This is a genomic window from Streptococcus caprae (assembly GCF_042649745.1).
Classification (GTDB): domain Bacteria; phylum Bacillota; class Bacilli; order Lactobacillales; family Streptococcaceae; genus Streptococcus; species Streptococcus caprae.
Window position 1 is genome coordinate 1 of the sequence record NZ_JBHRZV010000006.1, and the last position, 18,431, is coordinate 18,431.

Below are 18,431 nucleotides of genomic sequence, written 5' to 3' on the forward strand. Positions count from 1 at the left end.
AAGTCCCACCATCGCATGGCTTTGACAGTCTGGGGAGAGACTGTCAAAGGTGCGAGCCTAAAAAATCGAAAGTGAGCAACAGTCTGGTGGACTGTTTGAGGTTGAAAAAAACGCAAACTAGGTTTGCGTCATTCGTTAAGGTTCTAAAAGCTAACAACATCAGCCTATTAGAGCTCATTCAGCAGTGGCTCATTGGTGCTAAAGCACCTAATGAACTGTGCAGGGGACTTTCTAAGCTGGCAAAGCCAGCAGAAAGGCTCCCAACCACTACGTTAAAATGTTAGAACAGACTCTAGGTAGCGAGGTTGGACTTTATGCCCAGCCTCTTTTTAACTGTATTTTTAAAATTTTGCTCACGGCATTCCACTTATCATAGCAATGTCTATTACCCCACCCACAATTTTTGAAGAACTGCGGTCAGGATTGGAAAATGATTAATCAGCAACTTAGCAAAGCTTGAAGCTGCAAGGTGATTTTGAATAACATCCATAGGAATAGTTGCGAGTACGGACAAACCTAGACTTGAAAAAACAAGGGTAGTCAAGCTCGCTAATCCACCACTAATCGTATTAGTCACCCAATTTTCAAAATAAGAAATCGGAGCAAAATGCAAAAAAATCCCGATAAGACGACATATTAAATAAACTGCAACAAAAATAGCAACAAAGGCTACTCCCTTATAATAAACCTTGCCTAATTGAAAGATGTCTACAGATGTGAAGAAGTTCACCTTAGCCCCTTCAACAGGATTAGAATAGGGTACCCAAAGGGTAATCAGCTTTGCTATTTTTTGATAATACATGCCAGCAATAATGCCTGAAACAATCAAGCTCACCGAATAAAAAGCTTGAAGGATGATACCTCGCGTATAACCGATATAAAAATTCCAGACTACAGCAATGATAATGAGAAGATTAATCATCTTGGAACTCCTCGTCTCCTGAGTGATCAGTTTGGCGGTCTTTGTTTGTCATCTGACCGACAACTCCCTCAACACCTTTTTTCCCCAGTTCAATTTCCCGGCTCAACTGCACCGTAAGAGAATTAATAGCCATAAGGATAGCCACCGTCTCATTATCAGCTTGGGGCAATTTTGCCTTGATAGCATCATACTTTTCACGCGCTAAACGCTCGACCTCTTCCATGAAGAGATTATCTTTATCTGTCGTAAGGGTTAAAGGCTTGTCGCCAAAAACGAATTTATAACGATTTTTTTCTTTCATAGTGTCACCTCTTAGCCTATTATACCGCAAAACTGCCCGTTCGTAAAACCAAACCACTGAACAGAGTGTTTCACAGTACTCTTCCAACCAAGCCAAATCGCCGTTAGGAATCTCATCCAATCTTCTCTAACAAGAGAAATTTTCTTTATCACCAAAACTTCGAACATTTCCTCAAACTTTCAACAGACTTGGCTGATTGACATGGATCCAGCTCCCCTTTCGATAAGTCATTCTAATGATATTTATTTGATTTGGTAAAGCTAGAACCAAAATTCTTAGCCTATTTATCACCTTTTATGTTACAATATCCCTATGTCTACAATCGTCATGAAAATGGGTGAGGGGACGACTACCGCTCTCACCTCTAAACTTGCCCCTTGGCAGGTCCCAAGCAAGAATCCCTATATCAGCTTTGCGGCTAAGAAAGATGGCATCAGCCTATCGATTTATACCTCTGGTAAGATTGTTTTTCAGGGTAATCAGGCTGAGCAACTGGCACAGGAATTTGGTTACCAGGCTGAAGATGCTACTTCAACTACTTCGTCAGGACAAAACCTGCCTCTAATCGGCACAGATGAGGTGGGGAATGGGTCTTATTTTGGGGGATTGGCAGTCGTGGCTAGTTTCGTCAGACCGAAAGACCATACCCTGCTGCGTCAGCTAGGTGTTGGAGATTCTAAAACACTGACAGACCAGAAGATTCTACAAATCGCACCAATCTTAGAAGAGAAAATCCCTCACCGGGCTCTGCTATTGTCCCCGAGTAAATATAATGAAGTCGTTGGGGATGGGCTCCGCCACAATGCGGTCTCAGTCAAGGTTGCTCTCCATAATCAGGCCATTTTCCTCCTGCTTAGCGACGGGGTGCAACCTGAAAAGATTGTCATCGATGCCTTTACCAGCCCGTCCAACTATCAGAAATACGTCCGAAACGAACGCAACCAAGTCACCAATCCCCTAACGCTTGAAGAAAAAGCTGAAGGGAAATACCTGGCTGTCGCTGTTTCATCCATCATCGCTCGGAAAATGTTCCTGGAAAATCTGGACAAACTTGGTCAGGAAATTGGCTTTACCCTACCTAGCGGGGCCGGCAGCAAGTCTGACCAGGTTGCCAGTCGTATCCTAGCCAAGCATGGCATGCCAGGCCTAGCCCATGTTGCAAAATTGCACTTTAAAAATACCATTAAAGCTCAAAATCTGTTAAAATAGACAGAAACTAGAAAGGAAAGGGGCCCTCGCCCCAACTACTATGAAAAATTTTATCAAAGAATGGGGACTCTTCCTCCTCTTTATGTCCCTCTTTATCCTCTCCTACATTTTCGTTTGGGTCAATGTTAAGGTTGATGGCCACTCCATGGATCCGACCCTGGCAGACGGCGAACGCCTCTTTGTCGTTAAGGTCGCAAAAATTGACCGTTTTGATATCGTCGTGGCCCAAGAAGATGACAAGAAAATCGTCAAGCGCGTCATCGGCATGCCTGGAGATACCATTTCCTACGATAACGATGTTTTAACGGTCAACGGTGAAGTGGTTGAAGAGACCTACCTCAACACCTACAAGGCAGCCTTTGCCAAGGACAAGCTTCAGGCGACATACTCCTACAACAAACTTTTCCAAGAGCTGGCCATGTCAGCCAACGCCTTTACGACAGACACCCAGGGCAACACTTCCTTCTCCATTACCGTGCCTGAAGGCCAGTACTTCCTCCTCGGTGATGACCGTATCGTTTCCCAGGACAGCCGTGCCGTTGGAACCTTTGCTGCTGACGATATCATCGGCGAAGTTAAATTCCGCTTTTGGCCACTAGCTGATTTCGGAACGATTCATGATAAATAGCAGAGCAGAGATTGGGCAACCAGTCTCTTTTTTTGATGTCCAGTCAGGCAACTAATATTCGCTCAAAACCATACGTCACTAGGTATTCTTGCCTAATACTCACTTAAAATCAAAGGAGACAAGGCAGGTTGACGCAGGCATAAGAGAATTAGGCAAGGAAACCAAACGACCTATAGTTTTGATTTGGGAAGAGTATGGCTTTCTATCTACGTCAACCTGCTTCATCTTGTGAGATTCTGAGTGAGTTTGATTTTTACTAATCTTACTACCTAATCTTATGAGATTTTGAATGACTCCAATTTATCCAAGTCTCTACCTCCTATCCAGTTTCACACAGTCACTTCACCAGCTCCGCTATTTTACCCCCAGCCCAAATTGCGCTATAATAGGAGACAAGAAAAACTGAAAGGTCAGGCTATGGAAGTCTTTTTTTCCGGCACCATCGAACGTGTCATTTTTGAGAATGCCAGTAATTTTTATAAAATCATTCTCCTTGAAATCGAGGACACCGATTGTGACTTTAATGACTTTGAAATCATTGTGACGGGTACCATCGCTGACGTTATTGAGGGGGAAAACTACACATTTTGGGGTGAGCTAACCCAGCATCCGCGCTACGGGGAACAACTTAAGGTCACGCGCTACGAACGCGCCAAGCCAACAGCTTCCGGTCTGGTCAAGTATTTTTCCAGCGACCATTTCAAGGGGATCGGGAAAAAAACTGCTGAAAAAATTGTCGAGCTCTACGGAGATAATCCCATTGATAAAATTCTAGCTGATCCTAGTAAACTGGCTACTATTTCTGGCCTGTCCAAGGTCAATCGTGAGGCCTTTTTGACCAAATTAAAGATTAACTACGGTACCGAGCAAATCATCTCCAAGCTGGCCGAACTCGGTCTGACCGGTCGCATGGCCCTCCAACTCTACGAGGTTTACAAGGATGAGACCCTGACCGTTATCGAAGACAACCCCTACTGTCTGGTCGAAGAAATCAAGGGAATCGGTTTTAAGATTGCCGATAATCTAGCTGAAAAATTGGGGATCGCCAGCGACTCTTCCAACCGCTACCGCGCAGCTATTCTCCACAGTATTCTGGAAGCCTGCATCGAAGAAGGCGACACCTACATCGAGGCCAGAGATCTGCTGGAAAAGGCCATCACTCTGCTGGAGGATGCCCGACCTGAGACTGTCTCAGAAGAGGCCGTTGCCTACGAGCTCACTCAACTCCTGGCCGACCAAAAACTCCAAAATATTGACACCAAAATCTTTGATAACTCCCTCTTTTACGCTGAACAAGGCATTAAAAAGCACCTGACACGCATCCTCGATACCCAATTGGGCGAGCCAATCTCTAAAGAAGAAATTCAGTCCCACCTCTCTCAAATTCAAGAGGAATTGGGAATCCACTATGATCAGGTCCAGGAACAGGCCATCGAGACCGCTATCAACAGTAAGGTCTTCATCCTGACAGGGGGACCTGGAACTGGGAAAACCACTGTTATCAATGGATTTATCGAGACCTACGCCCGCCTCCATAACATCGATTTGAACAAGGGTAACCTCCCAATTCTCCTGGCAGCTCCAACTGGTCGAGCAGCCCGCCGGATGAGTGAACTGACCAAGCTGCCTGCGGCCACTATCCATCGGCATCTAGGCCTGAATGGTGACAATGACTACCAAGCCATGGACGACTACCTAGACTGTGACCTCATCATCATCGACGAGTTCTCCATGGTAGACACCTGGCTGGCCCACCAACTCTTTAGCTCCATCTCCTCCAACACCCAGGTCATCATCGTCGGTGACAGCGACCAGCTGCCGTCGGTAGGTCCTGGTCAAGTTTTGGCGGATTTGTTGCACATAGCAGAGCTTCCACAAGTTTCCCTCACCAAAATCTTTAGACAGTCGGATGACTCTACCATCGTGACCCTGGCCAGTCACATCCGACAAGGCCAGACCCCTGCTGATTTGACCAGCAAAAAAGCTGACCGCTCCTACTTCGAAGCCCAGGCCCAGTTCATCCCGGACATGGTCATCAAAATTGTCAGCTCTGCCATTAAATCAGGTATCGCTAAAGAAGATATTCAAATCTTGGCGCCCATGTACCGTGGTCAGGCAGGTATCAATACTCTCAACACCCTCATGCAGGACCTGCTCAACCCAGCTGATGGCCAACAAGAATTCCTCTTCAACGAGACCAAGTTCCGTCTGAGAGACAAGGTCCTCCACCTGGTCAACGACGCCGAGCAAAATGTCTTTAACGGGGATATCGGCTACATCACTGAGCTCATACCTGCCAAGTACAGCGACAGCAAGCAGGATGAAATTGTCCTCTCCTTTGATGGGACCGAGGTCAACTACCCCCGCAACGACTGGCTCAAGATTACCTTGGCCTACGCCATGAGTATTCACAAGTCCCAGGGAAGTGAGTTCCCGGTTGTTATCCTGCCAATCACGCGCCAAAGCGGGCGCATGCTACAACGCAACCTCATCTACACGGCCATCACCCGTTCTAAGAGCAAGCTGGTCATGCTAGGAGAACTCCAAGCCTTTGACTACGCCATCAAAAATACAGGAACTCGGCGCAAGACCTATCTTATTCAGCGTTTCCATCCTGATGCCCCAGAAATCAGTGAACCAAGTCAGCCAGTGACGGAAAGCCCTAAGGTTACTGAGTCAGAAACACCCGATTTCCAAGAGGAACAAGACAAGCCCAAGCAAACACTACCAGAGCAAAAAAACAAGCCTCTCAGCCTAGCAGAGGGCTTATCAACTCACACCTCCGTGACCTACCCAACCCAGGAAAAAGGTAGTCAACAGAGCGATGACTTGACCGAGCAACTCCTTCTCTTTCCAGACGGAGAGGAAAACCTCAATCCACAAGACTACCGCCTGACCAGTCAAAACATCAACACCATTGATCCCATGATTGGTATCCGTCAAGAAGACATCGACCTCTTCTTCAAAACACGATAAAATCCTACAAGTAAAATTTCACTCCCCCAAACTCCCACTAAAATAGACCAAAAAACTGAAGCACCCGGCACTTCAGTTTTTTATTATATCCACTCAAAATCCCAATAGGCGAGTCTGGCTAACTTAGACAAGATAAAGCTACAACGCTACTTGAGATTAAAGAGTTCTAAGAGAAACATCTTAACGTTTCACCATAGTCTTACGAATGTCAAGAGCCACGGCTACGATGATAACGATACCTTGGATAACGTTGGTCATATCTGGAGTAACACCCAGATAAGTCAAGCAGACCTTGAGCAGTTCAAAGACGAAGACCCCAAGGAGGATTCCTGGAATGGTTCCTTGACCACCTGCGGTAGAAACCCCACCGATAGTGGCAGACGCAATGGCATCCAATTCATAACCCATACCAGCACCGGCACCAGCAGAACCTGTTTTTGCAGAGAGGAGGAAACCAGCTAGACCATAGAAAAGACCAGCCAAGATATAGATTTTTAACTTAGCCAAGCGAACATTAACCCCTGAAACTTCCGCGGCGTTCTCATTACCACCGATGGCATACATGTACTTGCCGTAGCGAGTTTTATTATAGAGAACCCACATGAAGACACCCATGATGGTCGCGATGATGGCAATATAAGGAATCACCCCAAAGAGTTTCCCTTGTCCCAGCTGAACAAACTCAGACTTGAAGGTTCCGATTGGTTTACTTTGTGAATAAATCAAGACCAGACCGTAGGTAATAATCTGCATACCTAGCGTGGCCAAGAAAGGTGGCACATTGAGAAAGGCAATGATAGAACCGCTAATCATACCAAGTGTTGCACCTGCTGCCATCGCAATCAGCAAGACAAGTACAATCGGCAGATCTGGCAAATTAGGGAAGAATTTATCCACGAAATCCGGCTTTTGAACCAGGGTTGCGGTGATGATGGCTGTCAGACCTACGATACGCCCAGCTGCCAAGTCTGTCCCCCTGGTAATCAAACATCCTGAAATCCCCAAGGCAATGATAAAACGCACAGAAGTATTGGCCATGATATTCCCAGCATTCCCGACTGTAAAGAAGTTGTCCTGGGTCAAACCAGTGTACAAAATCATAGCAATAACAACAATATACATGGAATTTCTAGTTAAAAAATCCCCTAAATTAAACTGCTTAGATGGTGCAGTAGATGATTGAGTAGACATCTTTTATTCCTCCACATTCTCTGTCATAAAGCGAGTCGCCAAGGTCATGACAGACTCTTGAGTCGCTTCGGTCCGGTCCAAGAAACCAGAGACTCGTCCTTCACACATGACCATGATACGGTCAGACACGCCCAAAAGTTCAGACATTTCTGAAGTAATCATGATGATGGACTTGCCTTCCTTAGCCAGGTCATTGATGATTTGGTAAATTTCATACTTGGCACCAACATCGATACCCCGGGTCGGTTCATCCAAGATGAGCACATCTGGATTTCCTGCCAGCCATCTGGCTAAAATAACCTTCTGCTGGTTCCCACCGGATAGACTTCCGATAGGGGTTTTATTGCTTGGTGTCTTAACCCGCAGGCGCTGAACATTGCTATCCACGACATCGTTCATCCGCTTCTCATTCAAAAGACCGAAACCACCAACATACTGCTTGAGAGCTGCGATAGAGGCATTATCCGTGATGGACAGAACCCCAAAAATCCCATTATAGCGACGGTCTTCCGTTACCAAAGCAATCTTATTGGCAATGGCCTGCTCAGGATTTTTAATCTTGACTTCCTTGCCCTTGATGTAAATCTTTCCATCATCTAGGCCTCGCATGCCATAAAGGGCTTCCATCAACTCCGTCCGCTGGGCTCCAACCAAACCACCGATACCCAAGATTTCTCCCTTATGGAGGTCAAAGCTGGCCTGTTTAAAGGACAGATGGTTAGGTGAAGTCATGTTCTCGACACGTAAGACAACTTCGTCCGTAACGACATTAGTTTTTTCAGGGAAGAGACTGGTCAATTCCCGCCCAACCATATTATGAATAATGGAGGCTGTTGTCATCTCAGAAGCTGGCCAAGTCCCGACATATTGACCATCACGCATGATGGTAATATCATCTGAAATTCGCAAAATTTCATCCATTTTGTGGGAAATATAGATAATCCCAATATTCTTAGCCTTGAGCTGACGAATAATTTCAAAGAGTTTCTCTACCTCTGAACTGGTCAGGGAAGACGTCGGCTCATCCATGATTACAACCTTAGCCTTATGGGAAATAGCCTTGGCAATCTCAACTGACTGCATCTGAGATACGGTCAAGTCATTGAGGAGAGTCTTAGGACTGATGGACAATCCCACTTCCTTAAGGAGTTCACTTGTCTCCGCATTCATCTTACCATGATCAACTAGGTTAAATTTCCCCAAGGGATAATTGCCTAAAAAGACGTTTTCAGCAATTGTCATCATGCGAATCGGCTGCAATTCTTGGTGAATCATAGAAACGCCACCGTCGATGGCTTCCTTGGAATCTTTAAAATCAACTTCCTGGCCATCAAAAATAATGGTTCCACCATCCTTGTGATAAATCCCAAACAAACACTTCATGAGGGTGGATTTCCCAGCCCCATTTTCTCCCATCAAGGCATGAACCGTTCCAGGCCGAACCTTGAGGGTCACATTATCCAAAGCCTTGACACCAGGAAATGTTTTGACGATATCACGCATCTCTAAAATATATTCCGTTTCTGGCATTTCAAAGCCTCCTTCCTTTTACAAAAAATGTTCTCACGATGCTGCCACAACAATCTGACGAGACTTTGTTGGTAGATCGTGAGAACACATCATCGTTTGCTATCGTGGTTACTTAGGTGTTACGTGATTATTTGCGTGCTGCGTAGCGTTCTTTAACTTCTTTGATGGTTTCAGTCTTAGCTTCTGCATCTTTCAATTCTGCATCGCCTTCCTTAGTGACTTTCACGTAGTCGATCCAGTAGTAAGGTTGAACTTCTTTGCCTTCCATCAATTCAACAGCAACGTTAGCAGCAGTGTGAGATTGGTTGTAGTGATCGTTCAAAACAGTACCTGTTAATTTACCGTTTTTCAAGAGTTCCATAGCATCTGGAATCGCATCAACACCAACTACCAAGATATCCTTACCAACCTTACGGCCAGCAGATTCGATAGCGGTAACCGCACCGACAGCCATACCGTCGTTGTTAGCGAAGACAACTTCCAATTTAGTACCAAATTGTTCCAAAGCTGATGCTGTCATTTCTTGACCTTTTGCAGTGTCCCAGTTTGCAAGGTAAGGTTCAGCGAGCGCTTCGTTTTTAATACCTGCATCTGTCAAAGCTTTAACAGAGTACGCTGTCCGTTGTTGAGCATCTACGTTAGCTGGGTCACCAAAGAGGGTAATGTAGTTAACGGTACCGTCACCATTGATATCTCCTTTAGTGTCGGTTGCAGCAATCATTTCCCCTTGATAAGTACCAGATTGAGTCGCATCTGCACCAACATAAGCAGTTTTACCAGTCCAGATTTCCATTTCAGAAACTTCTGGTTCGCGGTTGATCAAAACAACCGGAATATCAGCTGCTTGAGCAGAAGAGATGATTGATCCAGCCGCAGTTGGGTCAACCAGGTTAGCCAAGATAACATCTTTACCTTGAGCGATAAAGTTGTTGATTTGCTCTGTTTGAGTCGCTTGGTCTTGCTTACCGTCTTGGATATCCAAAACATATTTATTACCTGTTTCTTCACCCAATTTTGTAAAGTAAGATTCCAATTCCTTACGATAAAGTGTCATAAAGTTATCGTTGAACTGATAAATCGCAACCCCTACTTGATAGGTTTTACCAGAGCCATCTGATTCACCTGATTTACCGCAGGCCACCAAAACCAACCCTAAAAGAGCCAATGCCATAAACTTAAAAAACTTTTTCATCTTAAAATCCTTTCTCCAATTAAGCAATGCACGACAGTGTAAACGTTTTCTTTACTCTTTTATCTTACCTTGACATATTATTTTTGTCAATATATTAAAATACCTTAAAAACATTGGTCTAATCCGATTTTTATATTAAGTAGGCCTTTAACTTGCCTTTTTTAGGCTATATTCAACGACTTTAACATAATCCCGAATCTTACATTTATAATAAATCTAACCCTAAATTTTTTTTGGTCTAATTTTTATAAAAAATAAGAATAAAAAGCACCTCTACAGTGAGAGATGCTTAAGGAGACTCTGTATGGTCATCTGAGTCGTCTTAGTTATTAAAGAGTTTTGCCCAAGCCTACTCGGAGTTACAGTCACTGAAGTTTTTTTTAAAATAGTGGACTTGAGCCATCCTTGTTACCTCCCCTCCCGTTTCATAAGCAGGGCATCTTCGGTTGGGTTGTGGTAGTAGGCCTTGCGACGGCCGACTTCTTTAAAACCGTAGGCTCGATAGAGTTGCTGGGCCTTGGTGTTACCTTCCCTCACCTCTAAAAATATGGGCTGAGGATTGCTGATGAGTTGCTTCATAAGTTGGTGGGCCAGGCCCATTCCCTGAAATTCAGGCATTATGGCGATATTGGTCAGCTCACTCTCCCCAACCATATCTTGGAGCGAAAGAAAGCCGACCACCTGCCCTCCGTGTTGGACAAAGTAGTAATGCGTGCTTTCCTGTTCCATGTCTGCCTGGATTTGGTCCAAATTCCAGGGCGATTGGCCATAGGTCGCTTGCAAAATCTGATGGACCACCTGTGCTTGTTCCGTCGTTTTCATTTCCTTAAACCCTCTTGATATAGTCGGACGAACCCTCTTCATGGGTCTTGAGCCAATTTTCCTCAGCTTCTACCTTCTTCAGATACTCTGGGACAAAGCTGTGCACCTCATGAGGCTCTTCTTGGAGACCCAGTCTGCCCATCGCAACAGCTGAAGGGAGAACCTCCTGCACCAGCGCCTGTGGGAAGGCCTCTAAAATCTGGTCACGGAAATTGCTGACCTCACCGACAAAGGCTAACTTAGCTCGGTCCTGACAAGCTACTAGGATGGCGTCAAGCGAGTCATGACGATCAGGCTGGACTGCTCTGCCATCTTCATAAAAACCGACATAGGCATTATTCCGACGGGCATCCATGAGGGGAACGACCAAGCCATCGAAAGCCACATTCAGGGCAATGGCCTGAAGGCTAGACACCCCGACCAGGCTGATATTAAGGCTATAGGCCAGGGTCTTTGCGGTCGCAACTGCAACTCGCAGACCTGTATAGGAACCCGGTCCTTGCGCTACTACAATACGGTCCAAATCTTGAGGGTCCATCCCCAACTGCCCCATCAAAAAATCGATACTGGGCATAAGGCTAATGCTGTGGTTTTTCTTAATATTGAGGGTCAGATCTGCCAAAACCTGCTCATCCCGAAGAATAGCAACCGTTAAGGCCTGACTCGAGGTATCAAAGGATAAAATATTCATACTGACTCTTCTTTCTGTTCTAAGGTCAACCAAGCTTATCGGCCGACCGTCTCCTCCCATTTTATCATAAAAGCAGATATTCTTCCGACATGAAAACGCGACCACCCAACTTATACTTTTACTCAGCCCCTGTTTTGTGGTATAATTTTTATAATTGCAACGCTCAAGGTCAATCCATTACTCTATTTTTTCAATTGAATAGCAGAGCATAGAATGATACCATTCTGGCTCATTTTACATGGTCTCAACCTTGAAAAAACGAAAGGAAACCCAATGATTTATAAAGTTTATTACCAAGAAACTAAAGACACTAACCCAAAACGTGAACAAACCAAGTCTCTTTACCTAGATATTGACGCAACTGAAGAACGTCAAGGCCGTATCTTGGCCCGCGAATTGGTCGAAAAAAATACTGCCTACAACATCGAATTCATCGAACTTCTCTCAGACAAGCACTTGGAATACGAAAAAGAAACCGGTGCCTTCAGCTTAACGGAGTTCTAATATGTCAAACATCAATCTAAAGAAAGACGAGGTTGGGGTATACGCCATCGGCGGTCTCGGTGAAATCGGGAAAAATACCTACGGTATCGAGTACCAAGACGAGATTATCATCGTCGATGCCGGAATTAAGTTCCCAGAGGATGATCTCCTCGGGATTGACTACGTTATCCCTGACTACTCCTACATCGTTGAAAACCTCAATCGTGTCAAGGGTCTAGTTATCACTCACGGTCACGAAGACCATATCGGTGGAATTCCCTTCCTTCTCAAGCAGGCAAATGTTCCTATCTATGCTGGACCACTGGCCCTTGCTCTTATCCGTGGAAAACTGGAAGAACACGGTCTCCTACGTGATGCCAAACTCTATGAGATCAACCACAACACCGAGTTGACCTTCAAGAACTTGTCCGTAACCTTCTTCCGGACAACCCACTCCATCCCAGAACCCTTGGGAATTGTCATTCACACCCCTCAAGGACGTGTCGTCTGTACAGGTGACTTCAAGTTTGACTTTACCCCTGTTGGTGAACCAGCCGACCTCCACCGCATGGCGGCACTTGGGGAAGAAGGCGTACTCTGCCTCCTCTCTGACTCAACCAATGCCGAGGTACCAACCTTCACCAATTCTGAAAAGGTTGTCGGTCAGTCCATCATGCGCATCATCGAAGGCATCCATGGACGGATTATCTTCGGTTCCTTTGCCTCTAACATCTTCCGTCTCCAGCAGGCCATTGAAGCTGCTGTTAAGACCGGCCGTAAGGTTGCTGTCTTTGGTCGCTCAATGGAAAAAGCCATTGTCAACGGAATTGAGTTAGGCTATATCAAAGCACCAAAAGGCACCTTCATTGAACCTAACGACATCAAGAACTACCACGCCAGTGAAATTCTCATCCTCTGTACAGGTAGCCAGGGTGAGTCCATGGCAGCCTTAGCTCGCATTGCCAACGGGAACCATCGTCACGTGCAATTACAGCCAGGTGACACTGTCATCTTCTCTTCTAGTCCAATCCCTGGAAACACGACCAGCGTCAACAAACTTATCAATACCATCCAAGAGGCTGGCGTTGATGTCATCCATGGCAAGGTTAACAACATCCATACTTCTGGACACGGTGGTCAGCAAGAACAAAAACTCATGCTCCGCCTCATGAAACCAAAATACTTCATGCCAGTCCACGGAGAATACCGGATGCAGAAAGTCCATGCCGGGCTCGCTGTGGATACCGGTGTGCCAAAGAAAAATATCTTCATCATGGAAAATGGTGATGTCCTGGCATTGACGGCTAACAGCGCCCGCATCTCTGGAAAATTCAATGCCCAAGACATCTACGTCGATGGAAATGGTATCGGCGATATCGGAGCAGCTGTCCTCCGCGATCGTCGCGATTTGTCAGAAGACGGTGTGGTCCTCGCTATCGCTACTGTCGATTTCAATTCCAAGATGATTCTGGCTGGTCCGGACATCCTCAGTCGAGGTTTCATCTACATGCGTGAATCTGGCGACCTTATCCGTGAGAGCCAACGCCTCCTCTTCAATGCCATTCGTATTGCACTGAAAAACAAGGATGCTAGTGTTCAAACTCTTAACGGAGCTATTGTCAATGCCCTGAGACCCTTCCTATACGAAAAAACAGAGCGTGAACCAATCATCATTCCAATGGTACTCACGCCAGATAACGACTAAACCAAAAACACCAGCCTTCTCTTGAAAGCTGGTGTTTTTGCGTCTTGCCACGGTTGTCTTAGGCCGTAGCAAGCATTCATATTCTCCTCAAATCAAAGTTATACTGAGTTAAAATTTAAACCATACATCATTCAGTTTTTTTGCCTAACTCTCTTATACCTACGTCAACCTGACTGATTTATTATGATTTTGAGGAAATTTTAGATTGGCAATTTTCCATTCCAATCGGATAAACTTAATGTCATTCTAGTCTCTCATCAAGAGGCGGGTGCATAGATATAGGATACAACCCCAGGTGTCCAAGAATTATTTGGATCAAAGTAACCACGGTAGTTAGCAATAGACATATTACCATTATAATTAGACTCTAGAATCTGAATTGTTCCATCGCTGGCTACATCCGTGACATAACCGACATGACCGTAGCCTCCATCAGACCAGACAATAATGGCACCAACTGCAGGTGTTGTTCCAACCGTAAAGCCATCTGCTGCTGCATTAGCTGCCCAATCATTGGCATTTCCCCAGTAATTAGAGGCCCATGTTGCCAGTGATTTAACACCCCATGTACACTGCCCTACAGGATAGAGGTTGGTAGAATCAGAGGATACTGTTACATTTGAGCTAGTAGTTGTCGTTGAGGTCGAAGTTGACGCTGTCTCAGTCTTCGTATCTCCATAGCTGTAATTATAGTTGGCACTATAATCTTGACCATAGTAGAACGGCGTTGATTGTTCAAAGCCATAAGCATTAAAGTCTGGAGCGTAACCCCACTCATCTGCACTGGCAGATTGAGTTGAAAGAAGGGCAAGTCCTGTTAATCCTGCCATACTAGTGGTCATAAGCATTGTTTTATTGAATTTCATTTTTTCTTCCTTTCTTTTAAAGACCCTCTTATTCTACTGGAGAAATATGTCAGATCAATGTTAAGGCCTTTAAAAATATGACAGAGGCTTTAGAATGTCTTTGCGGGAAGGGTTCGTTTAAGCCTGATTTTAGGCTTCTTGCTCCTTTGAACAAAAAATGGACCCCAGGTAGAGGTCCATTATCAACTGATGATTAATACAAGTGGAGATAGTTATCCAATTCCCATTGAGAAACAAAGGACGCATAGCTCTGCCATTCAATACGCTTCGCACGGTAGAAGTTCGTGTAGATATGCTCACCGAGTGCTTCACGCACCACTTCTGACTCTTTCAAGGCTTTGAGGGCGTTATGAAGAGTAGATGGCAAATCGATGATCCCTGCTTTACGGCGTTGCTCAGATGACATCGAATAGATGTTAGCTTCAACTGGCGCTGGAGCGTCAATCTTATTCACAATACCATCAAGACCTGCTTCAAGCAATACTGCCATAGTCAAGTAAGGGTTAGCCATTGGGTCTACTGAACGCAATTCCAAACGAGTTCCCATACCACGGCTTGCAGGTACGCGAATCAATGGAGAACGGTTTTGTCCAGCCCAAGCAATGTAGACAGGCGCTTCATAACCTGGAACCAAACGCTTGTAAGAGTTAACGGTTGGATTGGTAATAGCTGTATAGCTATAAGCATGCTTCATCAAACCACCAAGGAAATAGTAGGCATCTTGAGAGAGTTCCATACCACGTGGATCCTCTGGATCATAGAAGGCATTCCCGTTCTGATTGAAGAGTGACATGTTACAGTGCATCCCTGAGCCAGCGATACCATACTTAGGTTTCGCCATAAAGGTTGCATACATGTTGTGTTTACGTGCAATAGTTTTAACAACTAACTTGAAGAGTTGGATATTGTCACAAGCCTTAAGAACGTCAGAATACTTGAAGTCAATTTCATGTTGTCCAACGGCACACTCATGGTGAGACGCTTCCACTTCAAAGCCCATTTGAGTCAAGACGTTAACAATCTCACGGCGAGTATTGTCCGCCAAGTCAGTTGGCGCAAGGTCAAAATAACCACCCTTATCATTCACTTCAAGTGTTGGTTCCCCATTTTCATCCATCTTAAAAAGGAAGAATTCTGGTTCTGGACCAAGGTTGAAGGAAGTATAGCCTACTTCTTCCATGTGCTTGAGGGCTTTTTTCAGATTACCACGAGGGTCTCCCGCAAATGGTTCACCCTTGGCTGTGTAAATATCACAAATCAAACCAGCCACAGCACCATTTTCGTCTCCCCATGGGAAAATAATCCATGTATCTAGGTCTGGATAGAGATACATATCAGACTCATTGATCCGTACAAATCCTTCGATAGAGGATCCATCAAACATGACCTTGTTAGACAAGACCTTATCCAGTTGTTCATCAGTAGCTGGAATTTCAACGTTTTTCATGGTTCCCATGATATCGCTAAACATCAAACGCAAGAATGTGACATTCTTTTCTTTCACTTCGCGACGAATATCAGCTGCTGTAATAGGCATAATTGGTTCTCCTTAAGATTGTAGCCCTAGAGGGTAGTGTTAAATTTCGATTTAAAAACGTGGTATTCCCATATTATATGGCAATGGATTAGCAAAGTCGTCTGGATCATCCAGGTCAGCCTTCTTAAAGGGTGCTAAATCTGCATCCGTAATAGGCTTAAGAAGTTTCTGACTAGAATACTGTTTACGGATGGCTGCCATATTGAGACCAGCATCCAGATAATCTCGGATTTCCAACAGGCGATCCATGTCATTTAACGAATACATGCGACGGTTACCTTCATTACGATCAGGCTTAATTAACCCCTGATCTTCATAGTAACGAATCTGCCGTGCCGTTAAATCCGTCAATTTCATAACCGACCCAATTGGGAAAACCGCCATTGAGCGTCTAAATTCTTTTCCTTGCATGACAAACCTCCTTCCATACCATTACATTGTAACCTAAAAAAAAAAGCGTGTCAAGAAATAATGTCATAAATTCTTACACATCTTTTTGATTTTTTTCTTTGTTTTTAAAATAGCGGAGCAAAAAATTCATATCACTATTGACAATGATAGCAATAAAAACACCAATAAAGGTCTCAAAGACACGCGCAACCGCATATTCAATAGAATCCCCATAAGGAATAGATAGGGAAATAATGAGCATGGCTGACACAGCCCCGATAATACCAGCCTGATTATTAACCGCCACATTAGTCATGATTGTCAACATAGCGCAAATCGGTACAACTAGCAAGGTAATCCACAGACTACGGCCAAATAAATCATATAAAAAGAAATAGGCAATGGCATAGAGTCCACCAATCGAGTTCCCCAAGATGCGTGACGCTCCAAAATGAACACTTTTATCAAAGTCTTCCCTCAAACTGAAAACTGCTGTCAGGGCTGCAATATTGGTTCCTTGCCAGCCCAATAGGCTAAACAAGAGAATGACTAAAAAGACAGCAATCCCTGATTTGAGTGTCCGCATGCCCAATTTAAATTTTTTTGGATCAAAGCGATATTTTTTAAACATAACTCCATTGTAACATGAAAGAAAAAAATTGTCTCTGACAACAACATAAAAAGAGTTGGTTACCCAACTCTTTTCGTCGCTACTATCTTAGCAATTACTTTTCTGTCAATGCTGACAAGCCTGGAAGAACTTTACCTTCGAGAAGTTCCATTGATGCTCCACCACCTGTAGAGATCCATGAGAATTTATCTGCACGGCCAAGGTTGATGGCAGCTGCTGCTGAGTCACCACCACCGATGATTGATTTCACGCCTGGTTGTTTAACGATAGCATCCATCACACCGATTGTTCCAGCCTGGAAGTCAGGGTTTTCAAAGACACCCATAGGACCGTTCCAAACAACGGTTTTCGCACCTTCAAGTTCTGCTTCGAATTTAGCGATTGATTTTGGACCGATGTCAAGACCAAGGAAACCTTCAGAAACAGCTTCACCTTCTGTGTCACGAACCACATCGTAACCTGCAAAAGCGTTAGCTTCTTTTGAGTCTACTGGCAAGATCAATTTGCCGTTAGCTTTTTCAAGAAGGGCTTTTGCCACATCAAGTTTGTCTTCTTCCACAAGAGAGTTACCGATTTCGATACCTTGTGCCTTGTAGAAGGTGTAGGTCATACCACCACCGATGAGGACTTTGTCTGCTTTTTCGAGCAAGTTTTCAATCACACCGATCTTGTCAGATACTTTTGAACCACCAAGAATCGCTACGAATGGACGTTCAGGTGTTTCAACTGCTTCTTGGATATAGGCAATTTCGTTTTCCAAAAGGAAACCAGCTACAGCCTTGTCAACGTTTGCTGAGATGCCAACGTTTGAAGCGTGAGCACGGTGAGCTGTACCGAAGGCATCGTTAACGAAGATGCCGTCACCAAGTGATGCCCAGTAAGCACCGAGTTCTGCATCGTTTTTAGATTCTTTCTTGCCTTCAACATCTTCAAAACGAGTGTTTTCGACCAAGAGGACTTGACCATCTTCTAAAGCATTGATAGCTGCTTCCAGTTCTTCACCGCGAGTGCTGCCAGGGAAGATAACGTCTTGACCCAATTTTTCACCGAGAGCTTTCGCTACTGGTGCCAATGATTTGCCGTCTTTGTCAGCTTCTTCTTTGACACGACCAAGGTGAGAGAAGAGGATGGCACGGCCGCCGTTTTCAAGGATATACTTGATGGTTGGAAGAGCCGCTGTGATACGGTTGTCGTTTGTGATAACGCCGTCTTTCAAAGGCACGTTGAAGTCCACACGAACGAGAACTTTTTTGCCTTTAACATCAACGTCTTTAACAGTTAATTTAGCCATTTCTGGTCTCCTTAAAATTTTTAATACAAGATAATTATATCACATTTTCTTTCGTTTTCCTAAAAA

The 18,431-nt window shown here is 44.6% G+C and carries 17 protein-coding genes; 5 read left to right on the top strand and 12 right to left on the bottom strand.

Annotation, left to right across the window (positions count from 1 at the left end; all coding sequences use genetic code 11):
- Window positions 1-385: 385 nt before the first annotated feature.
- Both ACFORF_RS01365 and ACFORF_RS01370 read right to left on the bottom strand, forming a co-directional pair.
- A complete protein-coding gene (locus ACFORF_RS01365; protein ID WP_380424632.1) occupies window positions 386-922 on the bottom strand; it encodes a CvpA family protein in 537 nt (178 codons plus the stop codon).
- Complete coding sequence (locus tag ACFORF_RS01370) at window positions 915-1,223, bottom strand: hypothetical protein (RefSeq protein WP_380424634.1); 309 nt, start codon at window positions 1,221-1,223, stop codon at window positions 915-917. Before ACFORF_RS01370 ends, ACFORF_RS01365 begins: the two co-directional genes overlap by 8 nt.
- Before the next feature lie 312 nt (window positions 1,224-1,535).
- Between ACFORF_RS01370 and rnhC the strand changes: the two genes are divergently transcribed.
- The 3 genes from rnhC (at window position 1,536) to recD2 (ending at window position 6,036) form a co-directional block, all read left to right on the top strand.
- The gene (gene rnhC, locus ACFORF_RS01375) at window positions 1,536-2,432 is read left to right on the top strand and encodes a ribonuclease HIII (protein ID WP_380424636.1); all 897 of its coding nucleotides are present in this window, start codon (window positions 1,536-1,538) and stop codon (window positions 2,430-2,432) included.
- Window positions 2,433-2,472: 40 nt separating this feature from the next.
- Window positions 2,473-3,060, top strand: a complete 588-nt coding sequence (gene lepB, locus ACFORF_RS01380) for a signal peptidase I (RefSeq protein ID WP_380424639.1) — start codon at window positions 2,473-2,475, stop codon at window positions 3,058-3,060.
- A 417-nt stretch (window positions 3,061-3,477) separates the two neighbouring features.
- Window positions 3,478-6,036 carry an SF1B family DNA helicase RecD2 gene (gene recD2, locus ACFORF_RS01385; RefSeq protein ID WP_380424642.1) on the top strand — a complete coding sequence of 853 codons (2,559 nt, stop codon included), beginning with the start codon at window positions 3,478-3,480 and terminating at the stop codon, window positions 6,034-6,036.
- A gap of 180 nt (window positions 6,037-6,216) precedes the next feature.
- On the opposite strand, the gene ACFORF_RS01390 is transcribed toward recD2, so the two are convergent.
- The 5 genes from ACFORF_RS01390 to tsaB form a co-directional block, all read right to left on the bottom strand.
- Window positions 6,217-7,227, bottom strand: coding sequence for an ABC transporter permease subunit (locus tag ACFORF_RS01390; protein WP_380424644.1), 1,011 nt, complete (start codon window positions 7,225-7,227; stop codon window positions 6,217-6,219).
- A gap of 3 nt (window positions 7,228-7,230) precedes the next feature.
- Window positions 7,231-8,757 (bottom strand): sugar ABC transporter ATP-binding protein, encoded by a 1,527-nt coding sequence (locus tag ACFORF_RS01395; protein WP_380424646.1) that lies wholly within the window; start codon window positions 8,755-8,757, stop codon window positions 7,231-7,233.
- A gap of 127 nt (window positions 8,758-8,884) precedes the next feature.
- The gene (locus tag ACFORF_RS01400; protein ID WP_380424649.1) at window positions 8,885-9,949 is read right to left on the bottom strand and encodes a galactose ABC transporter substrate-binding protein; all 1,065 of its coding nucleotides are present in this window, start codon (window positions 9,947-9,949) and stop codon (window positions 8,885-8,887) included.
- Between the two features lie 408 nt (window positions 9,950-10,357).
- Window positions 10,358-10,771 (bottom strand): ribosomal protein S18-alanine N-acetyltransferase, encoded by a 414-nt coding sequence (gene rimI / locus ACFORF_RS01405; RefSeq protein ID WP_380424652.1) that lies wholly within the window; start codon window positions 10,769-10,771, stop codon window positions 10,358-10,360.
- Between the two features lie 4 nt (window positions 10,772-10,775).
- Window positions 10,776-11,462, bottom strand: a complete 687-nt coding sequence (tsaB, locus tag ACFORF_RS01410; RefSeq protein WP_380424655.1) for a tRNA (adenosine(37)-N6)-threonylcarbamoyltransferase complex dimerization subunit type 1 TsaB — start codon at window positions 11,460-11,462, stop codon at window positions 10,776-10,778.
- 273 nt (window positions 11,463-11,735) lie between these two features.
- Here tsaB and ACFORF_RS01415 point away from each other — a divergent pair, with 273 nt between their 5' ends.
- Complete coding sequence (locus ACFORF_RS01415) at window positions 11,736-11,966, top strand: DNA-directed RNA polymerase subunit epsilon (RefSeq protein WP_380424658.1); 231 nt, start codon at window positions 11,736-11,738, stop codon at window positions 11,964-11,966.
- Between the two features lies 1 nt (window position 11,967).
- The gene (gene rnjA / locus ACFORF_RS01420) at window positions 11,968-13,650 is read left to right on the top strand and encodes a ribonuclease J1 (protein ID WP_380424660.1); all 1,683 of its coding nucleotides are present in this window, start codon (window positions 11,968-11,970) and stop codon (window positions 13,648-13,650) included.
- Window positions 13,651-13,907: 257 nt separating this feature from the next.
- On the opposite strand, the gene ACFORF_RS01425 is transcribed toward rnjA, so the two are convergent.
- The 5 genes from ACFORF_RS01425 to ACFORF_RS01445 form a co-directional block, all read right to left on the bottom strand.
- Window positions 13,908-14,516, bottom strand: a complete 609-nt coding sequence (locus ACFORF_RS01425; protein ID WP_380424661.1) for a CHAP domain-containing protein — start codon at window positions 14,514-14,516, stop codon at window positions 13,908-13,910.
- A gap of 193 nt (window positions 14,517-14,709) precedes the next feature.
- Window positions 14,710-16,053: a type I glutamate--ammonia ligase gene (gene glnA, locus ACFORF_RS01430; protein ID WP_380424663.1), complete on the bottom strand. Its 1,344-nt coding sequence runs from the start codon at window positions 16,051-16,053 to the stop codon at window positions 14,710-14,712.
- A gap of 51 nt (window positions 16,054-16,104) precedes the next feature.
- Window positions 16,105-16,464 (bottom strand): MerR family transcriptional regulator, encoded by a 360-nt coding sequence (locus ACFORF_RS01435; RefSeq protein ID WP_380424666.1) that lies wholly within the window; start codon window positions 16,462-16,464, stop codon window positions 16,105-16,107.
- Between the two features lie 73 nt (window positions 16,465-16,537).
- The gene (locus ACFORF_RS01440) at window positions 16,538-17,074 is read right to left on the bottom strand and encodes an FUSC family protein (RefSeq protein ID WP_380424668.1); all 537 of its coding nucleotides are present in this window, start codon (window positions 17,072-17,074) and stop codon (window positions 16,538-16,540) included.
- A gap of 94 nt (window positions 17,075-17,168) precedes the next feature.
- Entirely contained in the window at window positions 17,169-18,365 is a 1,197-nt protein-coding gene (locus ACFORF_RS01445; protein ID WP_380424670.1) for a phosphoglycerate kinase, read from the bottom strand.
- Window positions 18,366-18,431 lie beyond the last annotated feature (66 nt).